The sequence below is a fragment of the Anabaenopsis arnoldii genome, assembly GCF_028331025.1.
Classification (GTDB): Bacteria; Cyanobacteriota; Cyanobacteriia; order Cyanobacteriales; family Nostocaceae; genus Anabaenopsis; species Anabaenopsis arnoldii.
Genome location: NZ_JAQMUH010000095.1, coordinates 1 through 23,377 on the forward strand (window position 1 = coordinate 1; position 23,377 = coordinate 23,377).

Consider the following 23,377-nt stretch of genomic DNA (forward strand, 5'->3'; position numbering starts at 1 on the left):
CTACTATCAACTGCACTAGGCATCCCCCCGTGCCATTGACATCACTTATATAATACCAATGTGCTTTCATTTAGCGATTGCTACACACAGATGCAAGCTCTGCGTAGCGATCGCCTGTGCCAGTTGCGTAAGTCCTAAAATTAATGGGTGGTACAGTTAACTGTCGCCGTGGTGAATGTCTGATGGGTTGGGTGAATGGAGATTATAGATACATTGTTTCCTCACCGATTACGGAGGATGGGACAGGCTCTTCCACCCTCATAGTCAAGCAAGGGGACAGGGAAATCCTCAAAGCCACCGGATTTAAACCTTTATAACTATTCGGGTAAGATGGGATTGCGCCTTGGGGAATACCAAAGGCGATCGCCGGTTGCAGTATCAAATATAAACAAGTGATTTAAATCGAGTTGTAAAGATAACTGGTCACCTGGACGGGGGCGAACATCAGCAGATGTCTGAATATTAATCACCGTCATGGAACCAGGTAAACTAGCACGAATCAAAGTTTCCCGTCCCAAAGGTTCCACCACCTTCACCTGGACAGACAACGCTCCCAACTGCTCCGGTGTCAGTTCTCCAGGTGTTTGTGGTTCCTGAATATAAATATGCTCAGGACGAATCCCCAAATCAAAACTTTGACCGGAGCGTAACTCTACCTTTTCCCTCACACCAGACGGAACTGGTAATAACTGACCACTGACATCAAAAACATCATTTTTATAGATAGCAGGCAAAATATTCATGGGGGGATTCCCTAAAAAAGTTGCCACCATTTGGTTGGCCGGAAGCGCATAAATACTTTGAGGATCGCCAATTTGTTGAATCCTCCCCCGATCTAGCACCACAATTTTATCAGCCAAAGTCATGGCCTCAACTTGATCATGGGTGACGTAGATGGTAGTAATACCTAATTGTTGATGTAACTGCTTTAATTCTGCCCTTGTATCATCCCGCAATTGGGCATCTAAATTAGACAACGGTTCATCTAGTAAAAACACTTGCGGTTCACGGGCGATCGCCCGTCCTAATGCTACCCGTTGTTGCTGTCCCCCAGAAAGTTGTTTGGGTTTGCGATCTAGTAGTTGTTCCAGAGACAGAGATTGGGCGACATTTACTACTCGCTCTTGAATAATCTTAGGGTCAACTTTGCGCATTTGTAACCCAAAGGCGATATTTTGCGCCACAGTCATATGGGGATACAGGGCGTAGTTTTGGAACACCATAGCAATATCACGCTGTCTGGCCGGAACATTATTCATCAAGCGATCGCCGATAAATAGATTACCAGATGTAGCAGATTCTAACCCGGCGATGGTGCGTAAAATTGTAGACTTACCACAACCAGACGGCCCCACTAAAACCCAAAATTCTCCATCAGGGATTTCAAAAGTAATGTTCTCGATAGCAGTGACGTTGTTAAATCTACGCCTAATATCTTGTAAATAAACTTTTGCCATGATTCAATGTAAAATTTCAACTTTGAATTTCTGTGAAGGAATGGGAGTTACTTGCAACTCCCATTAAGATAGAAGTCACACGATAGGGTATTGAGGTTTTCAGATCCCGGACTTCTGTGATCAATTCCCAACTCTTAGGTATGTTTACATAAGTCCGGGATTTAGGGTGCTTCAACAATGTGCGTAATTCATGTATTACTACTCTTAGACCAAGCTGGATGAGATAATAAAGAAGCCATGACCCGCACTCCCCGCAGTTGATTAGACAGGGGTAGATGACCTCTAGGAGCGCTTAAATCCCAGGTAAACTGGTGGGGGTATCTCGTCCAGGTATTACCGCTTTTCCAGCCGATTTTCGGCCAGAAATTTTCCCAGTTTTTCCCTAAACTTAACCAGATTTCGCGCTGTACCGAAAAGCCAAACTTACCCCCAGAGTGGACTAACCAAAGGTTGTTAATGGTTTGTAAGTCAATAATTGGAGCATTTTCCACTTCGGTAAAATACAACCATTTTCTTTGTACAGCCATTGGTCCTGCGAGTTCACATAACTTTTGTATCGTCATGCGATCGGCGGCTTGGAACTCTTGAGTAGCAAGTAAATGTTGCAAAGGATTATAATTAATCTGGCTATCTGATTTTAGAGGTACAATTCCTTCAGGAAAACAGGAAAGCAGAAATTCTTTCACTTGAGGTGCATCAGAGTTATAGAGGACTTGGTAAACTTTGCCATCGATCCAGTTCGCTGGGTGGTCACGTCGCTTCTGTAAAAATTCCATCAACACATCTAATCCCTCATTACCCAACTTAGCCAACTGTGGGATAATCTGTTGTTGGATTTGAAGAGACCCAGCGATTAACGATTGTCGGAGGGAGTCGATGTCAGCAGTGCCTGATAAAATCATTGGGTCTGTCATGCCATTAATCGTGTGAGCGTTCAGTGAAAAGGCGATTGGCTATCGGGTGTTCTCTAAGGTGAAGTACTGATAGCGAAAAGTAGTTTACTATTTTTGATTGCGCTGTGCGCGGTGCCCAAGGCAATCAATTGTACAAAATTGCCATTGCTATGGCTACGCCACGCAAGCTATCACTAAATCCCATAGCTTCACCCTAAATACTGTAACAGGGGAATCAGGGGAAAATCTGCTCCTCGTGACTTGGTGAACAAAAGACACAGCAAAATCCCAAGGAAACCCCATGAAAGAGTTTTCAACTTGCGGCCTACTATTCAGGAGTGTTTGAAGTATGTACGACAAGATTATCCCCCCCACAAGCGGAACAAAAATCACCTTTAAAAATGGTGAGCCGATTGTGCCTGATAATCCAATTATCCCTTTTATTCGGGGCGATGGCACGGGTATTGATATCTGGCCTGCTACCCAAAAAGTCCTAGATGCGGCGGTAGCTCAAGCATACAAGGGTCAACGTCAAATTAGTTGGTTTAAGGTTTACGCCGGTGATGAAGCCTGTGATTTATACGGTACATACCAGTATTTACCTCAAGACACGCTGACCGCAATTAAAGAGTATGGTGTGGCAATTAAAGGGCCTTTGACTACCCCCGTGGGCGGTGGGATTCGTTCTCTCAATGTAGCACTCAGGCAAATTTTTGATTTATATGCCTGTGTGCGCCCTTGCCGTTATTATGCGGGTACACCTTCACCTCACAAAAATCCTGAAAAACTGGATGTGATTGTTTATCGCGAAAATACGGAAGATATTTATTTGGGAATTGAGTGGAAACAGGGCAGTGAAATCGGCGATCGCTTGATTAAAATCCTCAATGAAGAACTCATACCCGCCACCCCAGAACATGGGAAAAAGCAAATTCCCCTCGATGCTGGTATTGGCATCAAACCCATCAGTAAAAGCGGTTCTCAGCGCTTAGTCAGACGTGCCATTAAACACGCATTACAACTGCCCAAACACAAGCAACAGGTGACTTTGGTGCATAAAGGTAATATCATGAAATACACTGAGGGCGCTTTTCGTGATTGGGGTTACGAATTAGCTACTACGGAATTTCGTCAAGAATGCGTCACCGAACGGGAATCTTGGATTTTAAGCAACAAGGAAAAAAACTCTGAGATTTCCCCAGAAGATAACGCCCGTCAAATTGACCCCGGCTATGATGCGTTAACTCAAGAGAAGAAAGCGCAAATTGTCAAGGAAGTTGAAACGGTTCTCAACTCAATTTGGCATAGCCACGGTAACGGCCAGTGGAAAGACAAAATCATGGTCAATGACCGGATTGCTGATAGTATTTTTCAACAAATCCAAACTAGACCCGATGAGTATTCGATTCTGGCGACCATGAACCTCAACGGCGATTATTTGTCAGATGCAGCAGCAGCTATTGTCGGCGGTTTAGGTATGGGCCCAGGGGCAAATATTGGCGATGCTTGTGCTGTGTTTGAAGCTACCCACGGTACTGCACCCAAACACGCCGGCTTAGATAAAATTAACCCTGGTTCTGTGATTCTCTCTGGTGTGATGATGCTAGAATACATGGGTTGGCAAGAAGCCGCAGACCTGGTTAAGCATGGTTTAGGACAAGCGATCGCTAACAGTCAAGTTACCTACGATTTAGCCCGGTTACTAGAACCACCAGTGGAACCCTTAAAGTGTTCTGAATTTGCCGAAGCCATAATTCAACACTTCGTTTAATACTGAGGTTGGCGACACCCTAACCTCATATCCCTACAGGGGAATCACAATTTACACTCCCCCACCTCAAGGAGGGGGGTTCTACTTTCACCTAGCTACTTGCTGAATCTGGGGAGAAGACAAAATCTAAGTAAATAAACGTATTTAAATTTCAAACAGAAGTAATATATAATTTTTATCTGTACAGATAAAAATATTCTGTAGTTTTGCGTATAATCAAGAAGTACTTACTCAACCCATAGCTTGAAGCTTCCTTTTCTCCATGTTTATCACGTGGATAAGAATCATCTTTGCGGGATGTCTCGGTTATTATCTCAGCAACCCTATGGTCAATCCCAATTTAACCTTCTGGAAAACAGATGTATCTGGCACATTCATTCATGAGTGACGGAAACAAGCAAAACTTTCAGCAGCCTTTAATCTTGGTAGTGGAAGATCATGATGACAGTCTACTGCTAATTGGCTACGCCCTAGAGTTCCTCGGCTGTAGATTCATTTGTCAAAATGACAGTTCAGCGACCCTATTAGTAGCCAAAGAACATCAACCAGACCTGATTATGTTAGATATCTTATTACCAGGTCTGAGTGGAACTGATGTAGTGCATGAACTCAAACAAGAACCTCTAACTGAGGGAATTCCAGTGATCGCAGTTACAGCTTTAGCAGCTCGGGAAGACCGAGAACGGCTGCTGTCAGCGGGCTTTGACGACTACATCAGTAAACCTTATATGATCGAGGATCTAGAGGCAATAATTCGCCGTCAGCTACGTGGTCAACTCAATTTTGGCTCAACTCTCAAAAGTGTTCAATGACCAATCACTAGTGACTGCTATGTTTTGGGAGAGTCACAGTGAATATACTACCTCGGCCTGGTTCAGATTTGAGTGTAATTGAACCACCGTGTGCTTCTACAATTCGCCGGGATAGATGGAGACCTAACCCACTACCAGACCTTTTGTTTTTACCTTGGCGAAACCGCTCAAAAACAGTAGCTTGATCTTCGGGCGCAATCCCATAACCCGTATCTGTAACCTCGACGACAACGTAATCTTGACCCTGAGAATTATCTAATTTTTCCCAAATACAAACTTCTATACCTCCTGTATCTGTAAACTTGATGGCGTTACCAATTAAGTTGTTAAACACCCGTCGCAGTTCTAGGGGATCACCCATGACTACACCCGCCGTTTCTTCGTGCAGATCTAACTTACTCCTATCTATTTTGATAGCCAAGTTTTTCTCAAGAGCCAAAGGAGTAAGTTCCCCACTGACTTCTTGAATAATTTCTGTAAGATCGCACTCAACATCGTTTAAAGTCTTTTTACCCGCCTCAAAGCGATAGACTTCTAATAAGGTATTGACCATCTGCATTAAGTTTTGATTGCTGCGAATCATCACAGCGATCGCCTGTTTCATTTCCGGCGAAATTTGGCAGAACGTTTCCTGTTGAAATAAATCTAACATTCGGTCTGCAGCTACTAGAGGAGTACGCAAATCGTGTGTGAGACGTGAAACAAAATCTTCGCGCTGGCGCGCCATCTTTTTTTGTTCGTCAAGACTATGCTTGAGGCGCAGCAGCGATCGCACTCTAGCCAAAAGTTCGTCTGTATCAAACGGTTTACGAATGAAATCATCAGCACCAGCATCTAAGCCTTGCACTACACTGGATTCATGAAAGGCGGTGATCAGCAGAATGGGAATATAGTTGACATTCAAGTTAGGATGATTGCGAACTCGCCGAGTCACTTCATAACCATCTATTCCCGGCATCATTACATCTAGTAAAATCAAATCAGGTGGACATTGTTCAACTCGTTGCAAAGCTGTAATACCATCTGTAACTAGGTCAATGTCATATCCTTCACTTTCGAGAATGGTTTGAACCAAAATCAGATTATCTTTACTATCATCAACAGCGAGAATGCGATCAATTTTAGGCTTTTCCACAACAGACATGGTTTATCAAGGGTTTATGACAATAATTTAGAGTTTGAGATGGGGAAAACCCATCGATGCTTTGCGAGATTTGGGCGGACAATGGTTAGGATTTTGAACAGAGCACAAAATATCGTGACCATCTAAATTTAAACCTGGGAGGGTACCGATTTTGCTTGGTAACGATAGTTGCCGTGGTACTTCAATTCTAAACATAGAACCAACCCCCAATTGACTTTCCACACTAATGTGACCCCCCATCATTTGCACCAAGGAATCTATAATTGCTAAACCCAGTCCTGTACCAGGATATTTGCGCGTCATACTTTGATCAACTTGTCGGAAAGCTTCAAAAATATGTTGAAAATCTCTGGGAGCTATACCAATCCCTGTATCCCGTACAGCGATCGCTAATTGGTTGTTGGGGAGTTCTTTAACTTCAAGGGAAATAGCACCGGAATCTGTGAATTTAATAGCATTGGATAATAAATTGATTAAAATCTGCCGTATACGCCCGGAGTCATTAAATACCAGAGAGTCTTTCATGTCAATATCAACTCCCAAAGAGAGTTTTTTGGCTTCAGCCACAGAACGCATTTGGGCGACAACAATATTGATAGTTTTTGTTAAATCAAATAATTCCGGCTCTAACTCTAATTGTCCTACTTCCAGCTGGGAAAAATCCAGAACTTCATTCAACAACATTAGCAAGTTCTTACCATTGTTTAAGATTCGCTCCACCATATCTGTTTGTTGATTGGTGAGCTTACCGAACTTTGGGCGCAATAATATTTGGGAAAACCCAAGAATAGCATTCATTGGAGTTCGCAGTTCATGAGATATAGTTGCCAAAAACTGCGATTTAAGCCGTGATGCTTCCAACAGCTTGAAGTTTTGCAGCTGAATTTGTTGTCGTTGTTTTTCTACTTCTTGATTTTGACGAATTAGCCGCTCATTAGTTTCTCTGAGTCGCTGATTTGCTAAAGCTGCTTGCATTTGGGCGCGGTGGATGCGAATGGCATAGCGTAAAACCTGTGCTAAAGTTTCTGAACATAGCCTAGACTTAGAGAGATAGTCTGTAGCGCCAGATTCCATCAACTCCATAGCGATTTTTTCATCTGTGTGAGTAGTAAATACTACTAAAGGAACTGTGATTTCTAAAGAGCGTAGTCTTTGGATAAGTACCAAAACGTCTTGATCTGGTAGACAATAATCGAGAAAAACACAATCATAAGTAGTCGTTCTTAAAGCCGCCAGTGCGTCACTTCCATTACTCACTTCAGACATTTCCATACAGACCCCAGCCTGAGTCAAAGCCTGACGTACTCTCATGCGATCTACTTCATCATCGTCTACAACCAAAATTCTCAGCGTTTCTTTCATTGGTTTTTATTTTCGCTGTCAAATACAGGTTGATGTCTAGCATCTCTATTTTCAAACTATCCCACTAAATAATTTTCATACTTGAATTCTCAAGAATCAGATATTTCTCTTGAGGGATGTAATTTACTCATAAATGTTGTATAGTTGTTATGTTTTGTTCAGTACTGCCATACTTTTTCCTGATAACTACAGCTCATAGACTTGAATGAAAATATAGCCAATAATTTTCACGTTGTAGTTTTTTAACCTCCACTATGTCTGGATATGGTTTGATAGGTCATCACAACCACGGTAGTTGCTCTCCATTGACTATGACTCGCCCTCAGGAAGACCAAATTGAGATAAAGTCACATAAAATACTTTCTGAACCCTCAAAACAATTCTAAATGAGTGTGCTAACGCCCGTCCTCAGTCATTAGTGAGAGTTAAGTACCAAAATCGTGTATTGTGCACCCCACGCACTTCCACTCATGCGGTGGCTGTGAGTCTGACCCTAGCTAAAAGTGCGGCGATCGCCAATCATCGCATCCACAGATCCCGGACTTGGTGTCAACATACCCAAAAGTTTGGAATTGCTCAAAGAAGTCCGGGATCTCAAAACCTCAATACCCCATCGTGTGATTTCAGTCATTATGCTTGCTTCTGTAATAATTCATCCTCTGAGACGGAATGAATACTGGGACTACAGCACCGCGTAACTGTGGCTACCCCCACACAACAGTTAGGGTAGGGTCTGCTACACAGGGTATAACCAACGATTTTGGGCAAATTCCGCTGTACTGATTCGCCGCAGTCCCATTTCCTTTTCTCCCTTACCTTTAGTCTACTTTTGTTTTGGGTCATTATCCTTTCCTTGGCTAAATTGCTATAATGTTCATGGTTAAACAAACTTGTTGGCATAGAGTGTTTTTCATTTATAAATATCTAGAAAATTTTATTAAGGGTTTAAAATAGTATTCAGGAAGTTTCTACTACTGGAGACATCAGATAGATGATAAATCATAGGAATATTTCATAATGATTGGAAAAATTAACCTATATCTTTAGCTGGATTTTTAAGAGAATATAGGGTGAAAAATTGGAAATTTATTATTTCTATCGAAGGATGATTTTAGATAAAAATCTCATCTACCTTTGGTTAGGAATCAAGTAAGATAAACTGCTAAAAAAAATCAGCACATATTTCTAGGAAGACCCAATTATCAACAGTGAGTATAACAATGAGTGAAATTAGCATTATTTTAATAGAAGATCATGATTTAACCAGAATGGGACTCAGAGCTGCATTACAATCTCACAGCCCTCTAAGGGTAATAGGTGAAGCAGCAAATGCCACTCAAGGACTGAAACTTTTGGAAACCGCTAAACCAGATGTGGCAGTGGTAGATATTGGCTTACCTGATATGGATGGTATTGAACTCACTCGCAAATTTAGACGTTACCAAACAGAAACAGGGCAAACTGCCACCAAAATTCTGATTTTAACAATGGACCATACAGAAGATGCCGTACTAGCAGCTTTTGCCGCCGGTGCAGATTCTTATTATATGAAAGAGACTAGCATCAATAAATTAACTGAGGCAATACAAGCAACTTATAGCGGCAACTCTTGGATTGATCCAGCGATCGCCAATGTGGTACTACGGAAAATGCGCCAAGGCATTCCTGGAGAAAGCCAAGCCACGGATAAGCAGAAAACAGTTAAAATTGGAGCACTGCCAACGGAATACGAACAAGTTTTAGAAACCTATCCTCTGACTCAACGGGAACTAGAAATTTTAGAGTTGATTGTAGCTGGATGCAGCAATGGGCAAATTGCCGAACAACTATACATCACAGTGGGGACAGTTAAAACTCATGTTCGTAACATCCTCAATAAACTCTGTGCTGATGACCGTACCCAAGCAGCAGTACGTGCTCTGCGTTCTGGTTTGGTCGGTTAATCATTAATTGTTGCTACTAAGTAAGTAGGCATTAAAATTTGTCGTTATGACAAGGGAACAGGGAACAGGGAACGGGGAACAGAGAAGAGGTTTTGGGACACTTTACTCTTCGTTACATACTTCGGGTTTTTTCTGTTCACCTACTTACTAGCACCATTTTTGATTTAAGCAATCAGCAATGCGGCGTGCAGCGCCTGGTTTACCCATGCGCCGTATTCCGTTATAGGCAATCATCTGTAACCTATCAGGATTTTGGCACAGGTATTCTACCATGTCAGGAACTTGTGCGGGATGATCGACTAAAAACAGAGATGCTCCTAAAAGTCGGCTTTGAGCTTCCGCAAAGGCGGCGTTATATTGGGGACCATCACCGGGAATGGCGATGGCTGGTTTGCCTAAACCTACAAATTGTTCGGTTGCTGTACCAGCCATGGCGATCGCAAAATCTCCCCAATATAAGCAATCATTATAAGCTTGTTGTGTCAACACCAAATAACTGTTTCCTTGCCGAAATATCAAAGCATCAGGATCACCAATGGGGACAGGAGATTCTCCATGGGTTTGCCAAGCTTGAGACTCAATAGTACGGGATAAAATAGTTTGATCTAAACCAGGAGCGATCGCACCTAAGAACACCATAGAACTATAACTATGTAAAATCCCATCTGCTTGTGAGAAACTAGCCATTAATGCGCAAACAGCACTCATAATCACTTTCCAGTTAGCGTAGGCTTCAAGAGGACGGGAACCCGGTAAGAGAGTAATCACTAATGGTCTGGCTATTTCTTGCTCATCAGGAGCCGATATACAGGTTGGTGTTAGACCATCCATCATGGGATTACCCACATCAATTGCAGGAATTGACCAATTTTGTAATATTTGGGTAGTTAACGCATCCCTAGGAAACACAGCCTGACAACGGCCACAACTCATCAACCAACGTTCCCAAGGATGATAAATCGAACCCGAAAAGTTTTCCCAACGTGCAGCTTTTGATTTCCTGGGTAATAGTCCTACTTCATCACGCACATAATACTCTGATTTTGCAGTACCAACGAAAGCATAATTACCACCACTAAAAAAAGCAAATAACAGCGGAACAATATCCCCCACAGCTAAAATAGCACTGTTGTTACCTAATTTTTTTTGAGAACCCACCCAACCACGAACAGCATGAATTTGATTGAGGGTAAGTTGCACCAAACCGCCACGTACATCTTTGAGCAGCTGCTTGCCATCCATGTAAATAAAACCACCAGATGGCATAGTGCGTACTGAACCAATACAGGGGATACCTAGCTCTTGGTAAGCACGCCCTTCACCGACTAAAGGTAATGCAAAGATATCTGGGGGGTTTTCTTGTTGTTGGAGTTCCTGTAAAATTCTCACAGCAATCATATCTTCCCCGTGACCATTACTTAAAACAAGTACCTGGAAAGGAGAAAAACAAGAAGCTGCATCTGGCGATAATTGGGAGATATTACTCATAAAAACACGGGTAATGGGAAATTGTTGCTGGCAGAGAAAATTTACCGACTATAATCCGGTCAAAAACAAAATATTAAAATTAACTGTTGGTTTGGGCAAGATATGCTCATGAATTCATTTGACTACAACTCACTCCCAGTTCATTAGACTAGAGTATTAATTATGCGAGTTTCTTCTGCTGCAATTCTAACTTTAGCTAGTTTGGCAGCTAGCAATATTACCTTGAAAGCAACAGCTACATCACTTACAATTGCTTCCCCAGCACCGAAGGGGAAAGGTGTCCTGACAGTAAATGTTGCTCAAGGGTTGGTAGGTGAGATTAAGTTTCGCTTTATTAATAAAGATGGTCAAACCCTTGATAGTCAGGGTAAACCCGTGGTCGGACGTACCCACCCAGATTTCCTCAGACAGCAGTTACAACTCAAGTCTGGGCAAATTTTTCAAGAAAATACTCTGCGCCAAGATATACAACGGTTATATCTTACTGGCTTATTTGAAACTGTGAATGTTGCCCTCGAAGGTGATAGCCAAACAATTAATTTAGTTTACGAACTGAAAGAATTTAACACCGGTACTATTAATTTAGGTGCTAGCTTTAACTCTGACGTGGGATTATTTGCCACCTTAAGCTATCAAGACCGGAATTTTGGCGGTATTAATGATAATTTAGGTGTAAATGTGGGTCTAAGTCTTCATGATTTGCAGTTTAATACTCAGTTTACTAGTCCTTATCGTGCCACTGCACCTAATCGCTTAGGCTACAAAATTAATGCTTTCCGTCGCCGGGAGATTTCCCCAACTTTTCGTAAAGGTGTGACACTACCCAATGGTGACAGGGTGCGGGAAGCCCGGATTGGTACTGGTATCAGCTTCCAGCTACCCCTGGATAATTGGGATACCACTTTGGGATTTAACTACACTCGCACTAGTATTCGCGATCGCCAAGGTAATATTACCCCAACAGAGGCACGGGGCAATAGCCTCTCCGTTAGTGGTACTGGTCTTGATGATTTGTTTACAGTATCCTTTCTGGCCATACAAGATCAACGAGATAATGTTTTTAATCCTATTCAAGGTTCTGTAGTCAGACTTAGCACAGAACAATCTTTACCACTTGGTCAAGGTAATATTGCCATGAACCGCTTCAAGGCTAACTATACACAATATATGCCCGTCAAGTTTTTTAACAGTAATACTACACAGCCACAAGTATTCGCTGTGAATTTTCAAGCTGGTACAGTAATTGGTGTTTTACCAGCATATGAAAGTTTTAACTTGGGTGGTTCTAATTCGGTGCGGGGTTATGATCGAGGGGACTTGGGTAGTGGTCGCACTTATGTATTAGCTAGCGCCGAGTACCGGTTCCCCATTGTGCCAGTATTGGGGGGTGTAGTATTCGCCGATTTTGCCTCCGACTTAGGCTCTGGTAGTACTGTATTGGGAGATCCAGGCGGGATGCAGGGTAAACCTGGTCATGGTTTTGGTTATGGCGCTGGAGTCCGTATTGACTCACCTCTGGGCTTAATTCGGGCTGATTATGGTATAAATGATCAGGGCGAAGGCAAACTCCATATAGATATAGGACAGCGATTTTAAGGGCATCCTCTCAGGTCTACTGTATGATGAGAAAGATGAAGGTGTTAATATAAGCGGGAGGTTTTCCAGTTCCACCGTTGAACATATAGCGGTTTTCATGGAGATGAGTTACAGAATTATCTGTGTTCATCTGGCGATTTGGAATTGCCGGAAGACCCTAGAATCAGCAATATCTGCTTAATCAGCACTCAGATTCAACACTTTCTATGTTAGCAGGCACAACTTTGCAAGGTGGTAAATATACCCTAGTTCAGGAAATAGGGCGCGGTGGCTTTGGCATTACCTTTAAGGCTAATCATAACTACTTAGGTCAGGAGGTAGTGATCAAAACTATCAATGAACGGCTGCGTCAACATCCTGATTTTGCTAAGTTTGAGCGCCAATTCCAAGATGAAGCCAGAAGATTGGCTATTTGTATCCATCCTCACATTGTCCGCGTCAGTGACTTTTTTGTGGAAGCTGGACTACCTTATATGGTGATGGAATACATTCGTGGCTATACTTTGGGAGAAGCATTTGTATTACCGGCTATACCCATCCCGGAAGCCACAGCAATTCATTATATTCGTCAAATTGGCTCGGCATTACAGGTGGTACATAACAATGGTTTGCTGCACCGGGATGTCAAGCCAGATAATATTATCCTCCGAGAGGGAACTCAGGAAGTAGTGCTGATTGATTTTGGCATTGCTCGGGAATTTAATCATGGTGTGAGGCAAACTCACACTGGAATGGTTTCTGAGGGCTATTCTCCCCTAGAACAATATTTAACCCAAGCACAGCGTACACCCGCTACAGATGTTTATGGTTTAGCCGCAACTTTGTATGCTTTGTTGACAGGACAGGTTCCGTTACCAGTATTGTTACGCGATCGCGAAAAAATGTCATCTCCTCGCGAACTGCAACCGCACCTGAGTGCGGCAGTGAATGAAGCCGTCATGCGTGGTATGGCCGTAGAACCTCAATTTCGTCCGGCAACCGTTGCAGAATGGTTGCAATTATTACCAGTATACAGCATGAATGCACAGCGAGCAGTGACAACTCAGACAGTACCAACTGTAGTCTTACCTGTGCAGCAGCGGCAAAAAGTTGTCCCCAAACGGCAAAAAAAGCTATCAAGCTCTGAGAACCAGGGTGCTGCTCGAATCTTGGTAGCTCTAACTGTAGCACTTGTTGCAGGCACAGCAGGTTTTGGTATTACTAGGATATTTTCTAATTCTCGCACACAGTTATCTTCACCAGAGCTATTTGAACAGCCCACAGTTGAGCCGGAACCAAAAACACCATTGGGTAATGCACCATCTTCATTGGAAAAAGAACAGATTAACAGGAGAGCAAATCCCCCTGTTTCCTTACCGCGTCGCTCTGTACCCGTGAGAACTCGTAGAACAGTCCAGGATGATGTTCCCCTGGTTCAGAAGCAAATTCCAAATACCAGTAACACCACTTCCACCGAAAGTGCGCCCCCACCCATATCTACTCAGCCATCAGTCACACCTAGCACTACTCCCACACCACCATTAGTGGAGAGATTACGAAAAATCCGTGATGATCGTGAGGCTTCACAGCAAAAGGGTTCCCAGGATAATACTTTACCGACTATAGGTAAAGATATGGCATCACCCCCCCCCGTGAGTCCATCCAATCCCACCATCAATATCCCCACACCGCCAGTGGAAACTCAACGGTCAACTCCTCCGCCTGTGGAAGTCCCAACTTGGGAAAACCAGCCGAATTAATTATCTATAGAAACCAAAAATCCACCTAAACATCTCAGGGTTTGGTGGACTTGTGTTTGGTTTTTAGTGGATCCGAGCAGAGTCGAACTGCTGTCCAAATTGGGTATTGACCCCCCGCTCATTCACAGGTTTAGCCTTTCTGACCCTCAAGGCGGGAATCGTTCATTATCCCGAACGTAGGATGCTCTGATTAAGTCTTAGCTAACAAGCCAACCAGAGAACACTTGTTAGAGCGTCCGTTGGGGGTTGGTCTCTAGTCCTTAACGGAGTCAAACCAGAGACGCTCGAACCTGTAAGAGGTTATTAGGCAACTGCTACTGGAGCAGGCTTACGAGCAAATTTAACGATGTTATTCGCATTTACTTTTGTTTTGAGCCTTTGATTTGCGAGAGGAGACTCACTCTCGACCTGAATCACAGAGTAGCTTTCGCCAACCTGTCGAAACCGTTACGGACCCATGAGCTTTATACTTTAATTATAATACGCCGTTGGGGAAATGTGTTGAGAGGGAAAAATTTTTCCGCAAATTTTGAGATGCTTTGATGGCGGAGGTTCTGGGGGCGTAGTATGACCATCCCCCAGCAGCAGTTAAACATCTCTACTGATTTTCCTGAGTGGCAACTTGAGGGAGCCCCATACTGTAGTTGGTGACGCGAGCAGAAAGATTATAGCTGATTTCACCTTTTTGTAGGAGCGATCGCAGATAATGCTCCAAGTCTGAGCCAATGCGACGTAAGTTATAATCAGTTAAATCTTGACCGCTGGAAGCTTCCACCAGTTGATCAAACTGGCGATAAACCTTTTGTAGAGTATCTTCGTTCCAGTTGAATTCGTTATCTGGGTCAATATCTAAGGTCAAGACCTGATTACTAGGAACCAGTTCGCCATCCCGATCAATTTCTGCGGCAAAAATTCGGATGTGCCGGGTTGTGGACTTGAGCAGCATCGGATTGTCCATAGCAAGGTGTAAGGTTGGGTTTGATTACACTGAATTGAAAGTCCCCGGCATCAAATACAGGGGGATTGTTGGTTTAAGCGGTAGGGCAGGTTCACAGATATCACTGACCATGAACGGGGATATTAATCAACCACCCTCCTATCCATCATTATAGACTCATGTCTGGGCTGAAATACCGGCTAATTCATGGCTGGGTAAAGATAGCTTGTTGTTGCATGGATGTTCTTAATATGTGTGAACTAACCCACCCTGTGTCATTCGTTGAATCTTTTCCGGAATTTTCAGGTGAATAAAACGTACATGAACTAATTCCAGGTAATCATAGTACAACTAGCTCTATCTTTAAGAAAAACCCATAAAACCGGTATTTATTTTCGGTAAAAATACTAAAAAAACTGTAAAAACTACAACTATTTTTCTAGGAAAAATGAAGTTAATGTAAAAAGTTTGAAAAAGCTTGAATAAGTTCTTACAGAAACTTTATTGTATAAGAGATCAAAAACTGAATAATAGTTATGGTTTAAACAAAAGCACATTTAGGTCAGGAAGATTACGACTTATCCCTGGCAGTGTGTCTAGAAAAAACACAGGAGAGTGAATATAAAATACAACGGTTGTGGATTGGAGAAAGGCTTTTAACTCCAGCATTATGGATACAAAAAAAATATAAAGAATTGTGGAAGGGGATATAATTCCTCACCCTCATGACCACCCAGTAACCTAATCCTCAAAATTATGAACTCGAAAGCATTACCACGCCAGATAAATAATATCGAAGTAGGCGTTTATGAGTGCGAAATTCATCTCAAGTTCCGGTTGATTGAAGAAAAAAGTCTATTAGGCGATCGCGAGCAACTCTTACAGGTATTGCTGGATGCATTGACAGAAGGCTCAGATGAGTTTCTGGAGATGCTGCAAGCATCTGTTAAAGCGCAGGAAGTGTCTGAGTTCAAAGCCTCACCACAAATGCGCCGCCAGTTGATGCGTTTACGTAATGCGGTTGATAATAGTCAATACTCTGAAGGCTAAAAATCTTCGGCTGTAATTGAGTAATTGCAAAATCACCGGTTGAGCATAGATATTTAGCTTGTATAACTTTATTCCATGGGCACAAGCTAAAGTTTACTCTAGTCTTTGAGAAGCCGAAAATAGCATCTACAACATCATAAATATTACCGTTTGCACTACGAAAACAATGGAGTTGTCAGTACAAGTGCTTTAACCAGGGTTGTGCTTCGATTTTGATCACAAAAAGCGTATTGATGTGGGGACTCTCAATCTAGGGGCTAGTGTGAAGTCAAAATACTAGCCTACATCCCCAATCGCCAGTGGAATTTCTATTGAGCCAGACCGTGTTCTAATGCAAAGCGAACTAACTCAGTGCGGCTATTGGTACCAGTTTTACTAAACAAACGACTGACGTATTTTTCAACATTACGGACACTGGTTTCTAAACGTCGAGCTATTTCTTTGTTCATCAACCCTTCAGCTACCAGATTTAAAACACTTTGTTCTCTGGGAGTTAAATCAATTTTAAAAGGGACTGGGGACTGAGAGATGGCAGTTCTTTGAGTTAACAAAGCCTTAATTTGAGCAATCTGATGAGCGAGTTCAGCAATATCAATGGCTTCCCTCTCTTCACCGGCGGTCGTAGTCTTAGTAGCTCGACGCGACAGTAAGTTCTCGACTATCGCCACTAACTCATCCGGGTCGAAGGGCTTGGGTAGGTAGGCATCAACACCCGCTTGGTAGCCCTGAATGCGATCGCCTGTCATCCCTTTAGCAGTTAAAAATACAACTGGGACTGTTTGAAACCGCGGGTCTTCCCGCAGTTGTCTAAGGAACTGATAGCCATCCACCAGGGGCATCATCACATCAGAAATCACTAAATCAGGTATATTATGCTGCATCAAATCCCACCCCTCACGGGCGTTACTGGCAACTTGAACGCTAAAACCACTTTCTTCTAAGTAGTCTTTCACAGCTTCCCGTAATCCTGGTTCATCATCGACCAGTAACAATTGTGCTGACATTTCAGTTTCCCTGTGTTGACCTGCTATATAAAACCTAGACAAAACTAGACTTTACTTTCTACTTCAACGGGAGCATGGGAGCAGTTATCCCCGGTGTAGACTTTCACGCCTTAGCCAGACGCGATTGTGTTCCAATTAAGTTTCTGAAAAATACTACCACCATCATTGCTTGGTTTTCGCGTCGGCAATAGTCTCAATTCAATACTTGATATCACCTTATTATATATCAAGTAGTTGATTTTTTACTAAAAATATATTGATTTTTGTCAATACAAGTATAGTTTTGTCTATAAAATTGTCAACTTAGGACTTGCTCTTTCCAATTTAGCGAAATTTGGTAGGTATTGGGTAAGATGCTACTACTCCCCATACACATAATCCGGGGCTAAAATTTTCAATTTCTCATACTCGAACCGACAGGTTGGTTAGTTTGGGGGGCTGGAGGTTGAGCGAAGTTCTCGCCCGAAAGTGCCGCGATCGCCCCAGCATATTGGGGATCATTGCGAGTCCCAAATAAATCCGGATTGCTAGCCAGCTGACGCTGTTGTGCTGCTGTCAAATTTATCTTAATATCTGGGACAATTCCCTTTTTATTAATATCTGTACCTTTGGGGGTGTAATAGTGGGCAATGGTCACCGCCAGACCTGACCCATCTACCAGTTCATGAACAGATTGCACCATTGCTTTGCCAAAAGTTTGACTACCAATAACTACAGCCCGGTTATTATCCTTGAGCGCCCCCGTCAGGATTTCACTAGCACTAGCCGAATTACCATCTACTAATATTGCCAAAGGTCGCCGAGTGAGGGCGGTGCGATTCGCGTGAGTTAGCTCACTCCCCCCCGCACGGTTGACCGTGCGGACAATCCCGCCATTATCCAACCACATCCGGGCAATTTCAATGCTGGAATTTAACAGACCGCCAGGATTTCCGCGCAAATCTAAGACAAAAGCATCCGCGTTTTGACTGTTTAAATCTCGAATGGCTCGACGCATTTGGTCCGATGTATGGCCACCAAACTCTCGCAGGCGGATATAGCCAATGCGGCGATTACCTTCTTGTTGGAGAGTATAATGCACCGTAGGCACTTCAATTGTGGCTCGTCTGAGCTGTAAATCAAAAGCACCGCGCCCTATTCTTCCTAATCGCAGGGTTATGGGAGCACCAACTTGACCACGAATTAACTCAGATGCCTTTTCTACTCCAATTTTATCAGTAGTTTGGCCATCAATTGCCAAAATCTCATCCCCTGCTTTGATCCCTGCTTTGAACGCCGGCGAGTTGGCGATCGCCTCTACAACCGTAAGGCGGCGAGTTTGCTGATTCACTTCCATGCGAATCCCAATCCCAGAGACTTCCCCTGATGTTTGCCTGGCGAGAGATTGATATTGTTGGGGATCCATAAACCGTGTGTAAGGATCACCCAGTTGTTGTAAAGCTTCGCGAATTGCCACATAAGCTTGTTCATGAGAAGAATACTCTTTGCTTAACAAGCTCTGCCTAGTCGCTAGCCAATCTTGTTGATTAAAACTGCCATCAACATACTCACGATTTACCAATTGCCATACCTGGTCAACTAACGCTTTCGGACTATCTTCAAAGGCCGCCAGAACGCAGCGAGTCCAACCAGAGCCAAATACTGAAACAGTGGTAGTTGTGGCGATCGCTCCCCCAATCAAGACTAATTGGAGTGGTGAGTAACCTTTCGCAGATTGGTTCATGTATATCAGTGGAATATAGTTGTTTTATTTACACTTTAGCAATCAGACTCTTGAAACGCTTTTCACTCTTTATTCTTTTATGGATCTCACCTTTACACTCTATATTCTTCTTTAAGAATATAGCACTTTCCTCAGGGGATTATAGGTTTTTTCGAGATTATTTAAGGAAGCAATGATTACCGACCTTAACTACACAATAGTATCAGTTTATACAAAAAATACCCGCATCAAAAATCCCTCTGGGTCAAGTGTCAATCACCCAGGCTCTTTAGCGCCGGTAAATCCTCATAATTGTAGACAGAGGAACCTCCGCAAAATAACTTTGCTGAAATTGTTCTTCCCTGATAGCGGCTAAAAATCTTTCTACAGATGCGTCGTTCATAATTTCTGAGTGGGTGAAGGGATTCCAACTGATTTGCACCTGAGTGTCTTGTGTAGTCACTCTGAACCCCAAACACTCTAAAGCTTCGAGTCCCAATAATAAGGTCTGGTCATGGACACCAAGTTTTTCTAAAAGTTGGCGGTGGGTGACTGGTTGATTTGTCCGACTGAGATATTTAGCAATCCCAACCAAGGTTAGCCAAATTTCCTCGGGTGGTTGATGCAGGGGTTTCGACCAGGCGATCGCTAATTGTTGATGATGAGAGAGCGATTGCTTTAAGCATACACGTAAATCTTCCCACTGACAAGGACAATCTCTAATTAGATGTGGTGAATCCTGATTATTCAAAATCGAGTATTCCTGATTACGTAAATCTATTATTCCCTCAGTATTAACACCACAAATCACCGAGTTAGCCGCAGGACGCACAGCAATTAATCTGATTTCATAACGTTTTTTAAAAGTGTTGTAGTCGAGTTCAGCAATACAATCACACCTATCTGGCGGTAACTCATCTTGATAGTGTCCCCACCAAACACCAGGAAACGTGGTTTTAGTGGACTCATCCCGAATATTAAAATCAGTCTTAATGTACTGTACCTTTTTTCCTCTGCAATCCTCCTGATTACGATGCCAAGCATTTTCAAACCAGCAATTTTTAATTAAAAGTGTTGGTACAGGGTTTCCCATCCCACAGGGTTCTAGTAATTTAAGCTCCCCAAATAACTCTTTGCCTAAATCAGCCACAGTTACCATCAAATCCGCTTCCACACTAGGTGTAAGAGTTTTTCCCCCTAAAGATTGTCGCAGCTGTTGATTAATTGCCTCCGTGAATAAAGGAATATTCTCCGGTAATAAACTCAACCCAGCAGCAAAGGGATGACCTCCAAATCTCTGTAACAAATGTGCTTGCTTTTTGACTAACTGGTATAAATCAACAGAATTCACTGAACGGGCAGAACCACGGGCTAATGAGAGTCCTTTTGTTGCTTCACCGAGGATCTGTGTACTTAATAAAATTGTGGGACGGCCTGTTTCTTGGGCTACTTGTCCCGCAACCAAACCCAATACTCCCGTTGGCCATTGGCTATCTTCCAACACAATCACACTGGTGGTTGATAAGTCTATCTCAGAGAGTTTTTGTAATACTTGGGCTTGTACATCTTTCTGTAAGGACTTGCGACGGGTATTAGCTAGTTCCGCCACTTCGGCTAATTGATCACAATATTCAAGATCACGACTAGTTAATAACTCTACGCACAAACTAGCATCGCCCTGAATGCGACTAACAGCATTAATCCGTGGACCCAGACCGAAAGAAATATCTGTCGGGCGATCGCCATTTTTCTGGCATAATTCTAATAATCGCCCTATACCTGGCCGTCGTCGTACTGTCGGTGGTTGTTGGAAGTCTGCCTGTAATCTTTGAATACCTAATTGTGCTAAATAGCGACAATCTCCACTCAGCTGCACCAAATCCGCAATTAATCCTACAGCAACCAAATCCCATAAATCCGTTAATGGCTCTTTGGGAACATCAGGTAAACTTTGGTATAGTGCTTCTACCAACTTAAAAGCTACCGCCACCCCGGACAGATGAAATAACTGATGTTGACTTGGTAAATACCGGGGGTTAATAATTGCCGTCACTGGTGGGCGCTCTTCAGGTAAAGTGTGATGGTCTGTAACTATAATGTCTATACCCAAGCTTTGAGCATAAATAATTTCATCTATATTAGTACTACCAGTATCGCTGGTTACAATTAACTTACAACCTTGTCGGTGTAAATTATCGATTCCCTGATAATTAAGTCCGTGGGATTCCGTGAAGCGATTGGGGATGTAATAAATTAAGCGGGTATTTTTAGAAAAAAACTGTCCCAAACCATCCCATAAAACAGCAGTAGCAGTAATGCCATCAGCATCAAAATCTCCCCAGATAGCAATTTTATCATTGTTATTTAGTGCTTGTTGCAGCCTAGCCATAGCTAAGTGCATTTCTTCCCCAAACTCCAAAGGACTAGCAGGGTGATAATTCTTATAGTCAGCAAAAGCCGCTAATTTTTCAGCGTCCTTAATTCCCCTTTGCCATAATAATTGTGCTGCATACAATCCCCTTGATTTTGGTGTATACTGTTTCACCATATGGATAAACCACTCAGGTGGTTGTTCAGGTGTTGAAAGAATCCACTCCATAGAATTAGTTAAAAATTGATAATTATATAACTTAGCGAAAACAACTTACAATCATGTAAACTAAATTCACAACATCGGGTTGATCTGTGTTAATATCTAGTTGATTAATTCTTATGATTTAGAGATATTCATTCATCATTGCTCAGAGCCTCATTGACCAGAGGATTGCAGATCACCTTATTCACAAGTCCATCAGGTTTACCAGCGCGAATTGCAGGACGAGTGCGCCTGTAACCGGCTCTTTCCGCCTTTTGATGTTCATAATCAATGAGTCTGCCATAATGTTCATGCTTGCTTAAATTCATCGACAAGAAAATATGCTGGCGGATATTGCCAAATCCTTTACGGTTAAAAAACTTGACAGCCGGATTATTAGTAGGGTCTGTATCTACCAGCATGAAACGCGCCCCATCTTCAATCATCCTGGAGATAACATGATCAACTAACTTATCTGCTACACCCCGACGCTGAAATTTTGGATTCACAGCTAACCATAGTATATAACCATAAGTCCAGGAAGCTTTAGTAATAATAGTTCCCAGAATAAACCCCGCTAACTCCCCATCTGTTTCCGCAACTAGACAATATTCTGGGTCTGTATTGTAAAGTCCAATTACCTCCCATTCGTCCCAGGTGCGATATAAATAAGGATATAAATCGCTAGTAAATAACTGTTCTCCCAGGTGGTAAACAGGGGAAATATCATCAATACCTAATTCACGAACATAAATCAAATCAGTTTCATCAAAACTTTTCATATTACAATCTCCCTATAATTCATAGGGTTACTTCTTGAATATTGGCAAGATTTGGTAAATTCTGTTGATGTTCTCCCCCGGCTTGTGTCCGTTGGCAAAGTATGGCAAAATGACAATAATTACAGGTTTTACTATTTTCCGGTACTTGTGGAAATGGCCTGTTTCTCTGGTAACCTTCCAGCCAACGGGTTAATTTATTTAACAGTTGAGCAAGTTTTTCGGCTGTGCGCTGATGCTGGAGATTGTCGTAATTAAATTGAATATTTTGCGGTTCACCTTCCGACTGGACAAACCAGTAAGTCATAGAAATATTTTGGGGTAAATAGGCGCTTGTTTCAGCCAAAACATATAAATAGAGACGTGTTTGCCAATTCTGTTCTAACTTGCGTTTATTTGGTGGTTGAGGATGGGTTTTCCAGTCGATAATGTGCGCTTTGTCAGCGTCTGCGATCAGTAGATCATAAATAACCGTGAGTAAGTAGTTTTGAATTTGCAGCGTGCGATAATGTTCGCCTTCACGGAAGCTTAGGGGTACGGTGGGTGTTAAAAGTTCTGGTGCTACATTGGTCAAACCTGATATCCAGCTTTCCAGTCGAGTATCTGCTTGGAGGAACCCAGCAATCGGTAAACCCATTTCTCGCTGTTGCATTAGCAGGTGAAAGCGACTACCCAAAACTTGGTGTTCCTGATGTTCGGGACTGGAGGGAGAGTGAAGTTTTTCTAAGTAAACTTGTTGGAATTTACGCGGACAAGTTTCTAGTAAGTTGAGATGTGCTTGGGATAGGTGTAATAGTGGAGTTGTTTCTGACGACATTCTTTTATAGCATTTCCCATGCTCGTGAGGTACAAATTTTTTTAGTTTGAGGGAACAGGGAACACCGGAATTGGTGTGTACTTCATGAGACTGAAAAAGGCTTTATTAAAACACGAAGAGTTTGTGAAATTATAGACAAATCTACAAAGTCACTTTACCAGGGGTAAACCTGATTCGAGTTACTCCTAACCCCTCTATCCCGTCTGCAAAAGCGTTCAGGACTGCTTTTCTTAATATGTTGTACGCCCCATTTAAATCAGCGTTTATTAACCTTCCATTGGAAGCTTTATACAACCCACGAGCTACTC

The 23,377-nt window shown here is 42.6% G+C and carries 18 protein-coding genes, 1 other RNA gene and 1 pseudogene; 7 read left to right on the plus strand and 13 right to left on the minus strand.

The genetic code is table 11. The features are described 5' to 3' along the window. Nucleotides 1-143 precede the first annotated feature (143 nt). Nucleotides 144-317, plus strand: a complete 174-nt coding sequence (locus PN457_RS08435) for a hypothetical protein (protein ID WP_271732618.1) — start codon at nucleotides 144-146, stop codon at nucleotides 315-317. On the opposite strand, the gene PN457_RS08440 is transcribed toward PN457_RS08435, so the two are convergent. Together PN457_RS08440 and PN457_RS08445 are read right to left on the minus strand one after the other, a co-directional pair. Beyond that, the gene (locus PN457_RS08440) at nucleotides 318-1,457 is read right to left on the minus strand and encodes an ABC transporter ATP-binding protein (protein ID WP_271732619.1); all 1,140 of its coding nucleotides are present in this window, start codon (nucleotides 1,455-1,457) and stop codon (nucleotides 318-320) included. A 188-nt stretch (nucleotides 1,458-1,645) separates the two neighbouring features. Further along, a complete protein-coding gene (locus PN457_RS08445) occupies nucleotides 1,646-2,371 on the minus strand; it encodes a GUN4 domain-containing protein (RefSeq protein WP_271732620.1) in 726 nt (241 codons plus the stop codon). A 328-nt stretch (nucleotides 2,372-2,699) separates the two neighbouring features. Between PN457_RS08445 and PN457_RS08450 the strand changes: the two genes are divergently transcribed. Together PN457_RS08450 and PN457_RS08455 are read left to right on the plus strand one after the other, a co-directional pair. Continuing rightward, on the plus strand, nucleotides 2,700-4,121 hold the full coding sequence (locus tag PN457_RS08450) for an NADP-dependent isocitrate dehydrogenase (protein ID WP_271732621.1): 1,422 nt from the start codon (nucleotides 2,700-2,702) through the stop codon (nucleotides 4,119-4,121). 359 nt (nucleotides 4,122-4,480) lie between these two features. Beyond that, complete coding sequence (locus PN457_RS08455) at nucleotides 4,481-4,933, plus strand: response regulator (protein WP_271732622.1); 453 nt, start codon at nucleotides 4,481-4,483, stop codon at nucleotides 4,931-4,933. A 7-nt stretch (nucleotides 4,934-4,940) separates the two neighbouring features. On the opposite strand, the gene PN457_RS08460 is transcribed toward PN457_RS08455, so the two are convergent. The 3 genes from PN457_RS08460 to PN457_RS08470 all read right to left on the minus strand — a co-directional run bounded on the left by PN457_RS08460 (nucleotide 4,941) and on the right by PN457_RS08470 (nucleotide 8,070). Then, complete coding sequence (locus PN457_RS08460) at nucleotides 4,941-6,077, minus strand: hybrid sensor histidine kinase/response regulator (RefSeq protein WP_271732623.1); 1,137 nt, start codon at nucleotides 6,075-6,077, stop codon at nucleotides 4,941-4,943. Nucleotides 6,078-6,104: 27 nt separating this feature from the next. Next, entirely contained in the window at nucleotides 6,105-7,439 is a 1,335-nt protein-coding gene (locus PN457_RS08465; protein ID WP_271732625.1) for an ATP-binding response regulator, read from the minus strand. Nucleotides 7,440-7,932: 493 nt separating this feature from the next. Beyond that, on the minus strand, nucleotides 7,933-8,070 hold the full coding sequence (locus PN457_RS08470) for a hypothetical protein (RefSeq protein ID WP_271732627.1): 138 nt from the start codon (nucleotides 8,068-8,070) through the stop codon (nucleotides 7,933-7,935). A 589-nt stretch (nucleotides 8,071-8,659) separates the two neighbouring features. Here PN457_RS08470 and PN457_RS08475 point away from each other — a divergent pair. Beyond that, the gene (locus tag PN457_RS08475) at nucleotides 8,660-9,382 is read left to right on the plus strand and encodes a response regulator transcription factor (protein ID WP_271732628.1); all 723 of its coding nucleotides are present in this window, start codon (nucleotides 8,660-8,662) and stop codon (nucleotides 9,380-9,382) included. A 147-nt stretch (nucleotides 9,383-9,529) separates the two neighbouring features. Here PN457_RS08475 and PN457_RS08480 read toward each other — a convergent pair whose 3' ends face one another. Then, a complete protein-coding gene (locus PN457_RS08480) occupies nucleotides 9,530-10,870 on the minus strand; it encodes a lipid-A-disaccharide synthase-related protein (RefSeq protein WP_271732629.1) in 1,341 nt (446 codons plus the stop codon). 273 nt (nucleotides 10,871-11,143) lie between these two features. Between PN457_RS08480 and PN457_RS08485 the strand changes: the two are divergent. Together PN457_RS08485 and PN457_RS08490 are read left to right on the plus strand one after the other, a co-directional pair. Further along, nucleotides 11,144-12,466 (plus strand): annotated as a pseudogene (locus PN457_RS08485) (BamA/TamA family outer membrane protein); the annotation flags it as partial. Between the two features lie 206 nt (nucleotides 12,467-12,672). Then, nucleotides 12,673-14,205, plus strand: coding sequence for a serine/threonine-protein kinase (locus PN457_RS08490; protein ID WP_271732630.1), 1,533 nt, complete (start codon nucleotides 12,673-12,675; stop codon nucleotides 14,203-14,205). A 64-nt stretch (nucleotides 14,206-14,269) separates the two neighbouring features. Here PN457_RS08490 and ssrA read toward each other — a convergent pair. Both ssrA and ndhM read right to left on the minus strand, forming a co-directional pair. Further along, nucleotides 14,270-14,662, minus strand: a transfer-messenger RNA (tmRNA) gene (gene ssrA / locus PN457_RS08495). Between the two features lie 141 nt (nucleotides 14,663-14,803). Continuing rightward, on the minus strand, nucleotides 14,804-15,163 hold the full coding sequence (gene ndhM, locus PN457_RS08500; RefSeq protein ID WP_271732631.1) for an NAD(P)H-quinone oxidoreductase subunit M: 360 nt from the start codon (nucleotides 15,161-15,163) through the stop codon (nucleotides 14,804-14,806). A 735-nt stretch (nucleotides 15,164-15,898) separates the two neighbouring features. Between ndhM and PN457_RS08505 the strand changes: the two genes are divergently transcribed. Beyond that, nucleotides 15,899-16,192 carry an Npun_R1517 family heterocyst differentiation transcriptional regulator gene (locus tag PN457_RS08505; protein ID WP_200987166.1) on the plus strand — a complete coding sequence of 98 codons (294 nt, stop codon included), beginning with the start codon at nucleotides 15,899-15,901 and terminating at the stop codon, nucleotides 16,190-16,192. A 308-nt stretch (nucleotides 16,193-16,500) separates the two neighbouring features. Here the strand turns inward: PN457_RS08505 and PN457_RS08510 are convergent, their stop codons facing one another. The 5 genes from PN457_RS08510 to PN457_RS08530 form a co-directional block, all read right to left on the minus strand. Beyond that, on the minus strand, nucleotides 16,501-17,196 hold the full coding sequence (locus tag PN457_RS08510) for a response regulator transcription factor (RefSeq protein WP_271732634.1): 696 nt from the start codon (nucleotides 17,194-17,196) through the stop codon (nucleotides 16,501-16,503). Nucleotides 17,197-17,590: 394 nt separating this feature from the next. Beyond that, nucleotides 17,591-18,919 carry a carboxyl-terminal processing protease CtpB gene (gene ctpB / locus PN457_RS08515; protein ID WP_271732636.1) on the minus strand — a complete coding sequence of 443 codons (1,329 nt, stop codon included), beginning with the start codon at nucleotides 18,917-18,919 and terminating at the stop codon, nucleotides 17,591-17,593. Nucleotides 18,920-19,187: 268 nt separating this feature from the next. Then, nucleotides 19,188-21,497: a single-stranded-DNA-specific exonuclease RecJ gene (gene recJ / locus PN457_RS08520; RefSeq protein WP_271732638.1), complete on the minus strand. Its 2,310-nt coding sequence runs from the start codon at nucleotides 21,495-21,497 to the stop codon at nucleotides 19,188-19,190. Between the two features lie 128 nt (nucleotides 21,498-21,625). After that, nucleotides 21,626-22,255, minus strand: a complete 630-nt coding sequence (locus PN457_RS08525) for a GNAT family N-acetyltransferase (protein ID WP_271732640.1) — start codon at nucleotides 22,253-22,255, stop codon at nucleotides 21,626-21,628. A gap of 19 nt (nucleotides 22,256-22,274) precedes the next feature. Then, the gene (locus PN457_RS08530; protein WP_271732641.1) at nucleotides 22,275-23,069 is read right to left on the minus strand and encodes a PD-(D/E)XK nuclease family protein; all 795 of its coding nucleotides are present in this window, start codon (nucleotides 23,067-23,069) and stop codon (nucleotides 22,275-22,277) included. Between the last annotated feature and the right edge of the window lie 308 nt (nucleotides 23,070-23,377).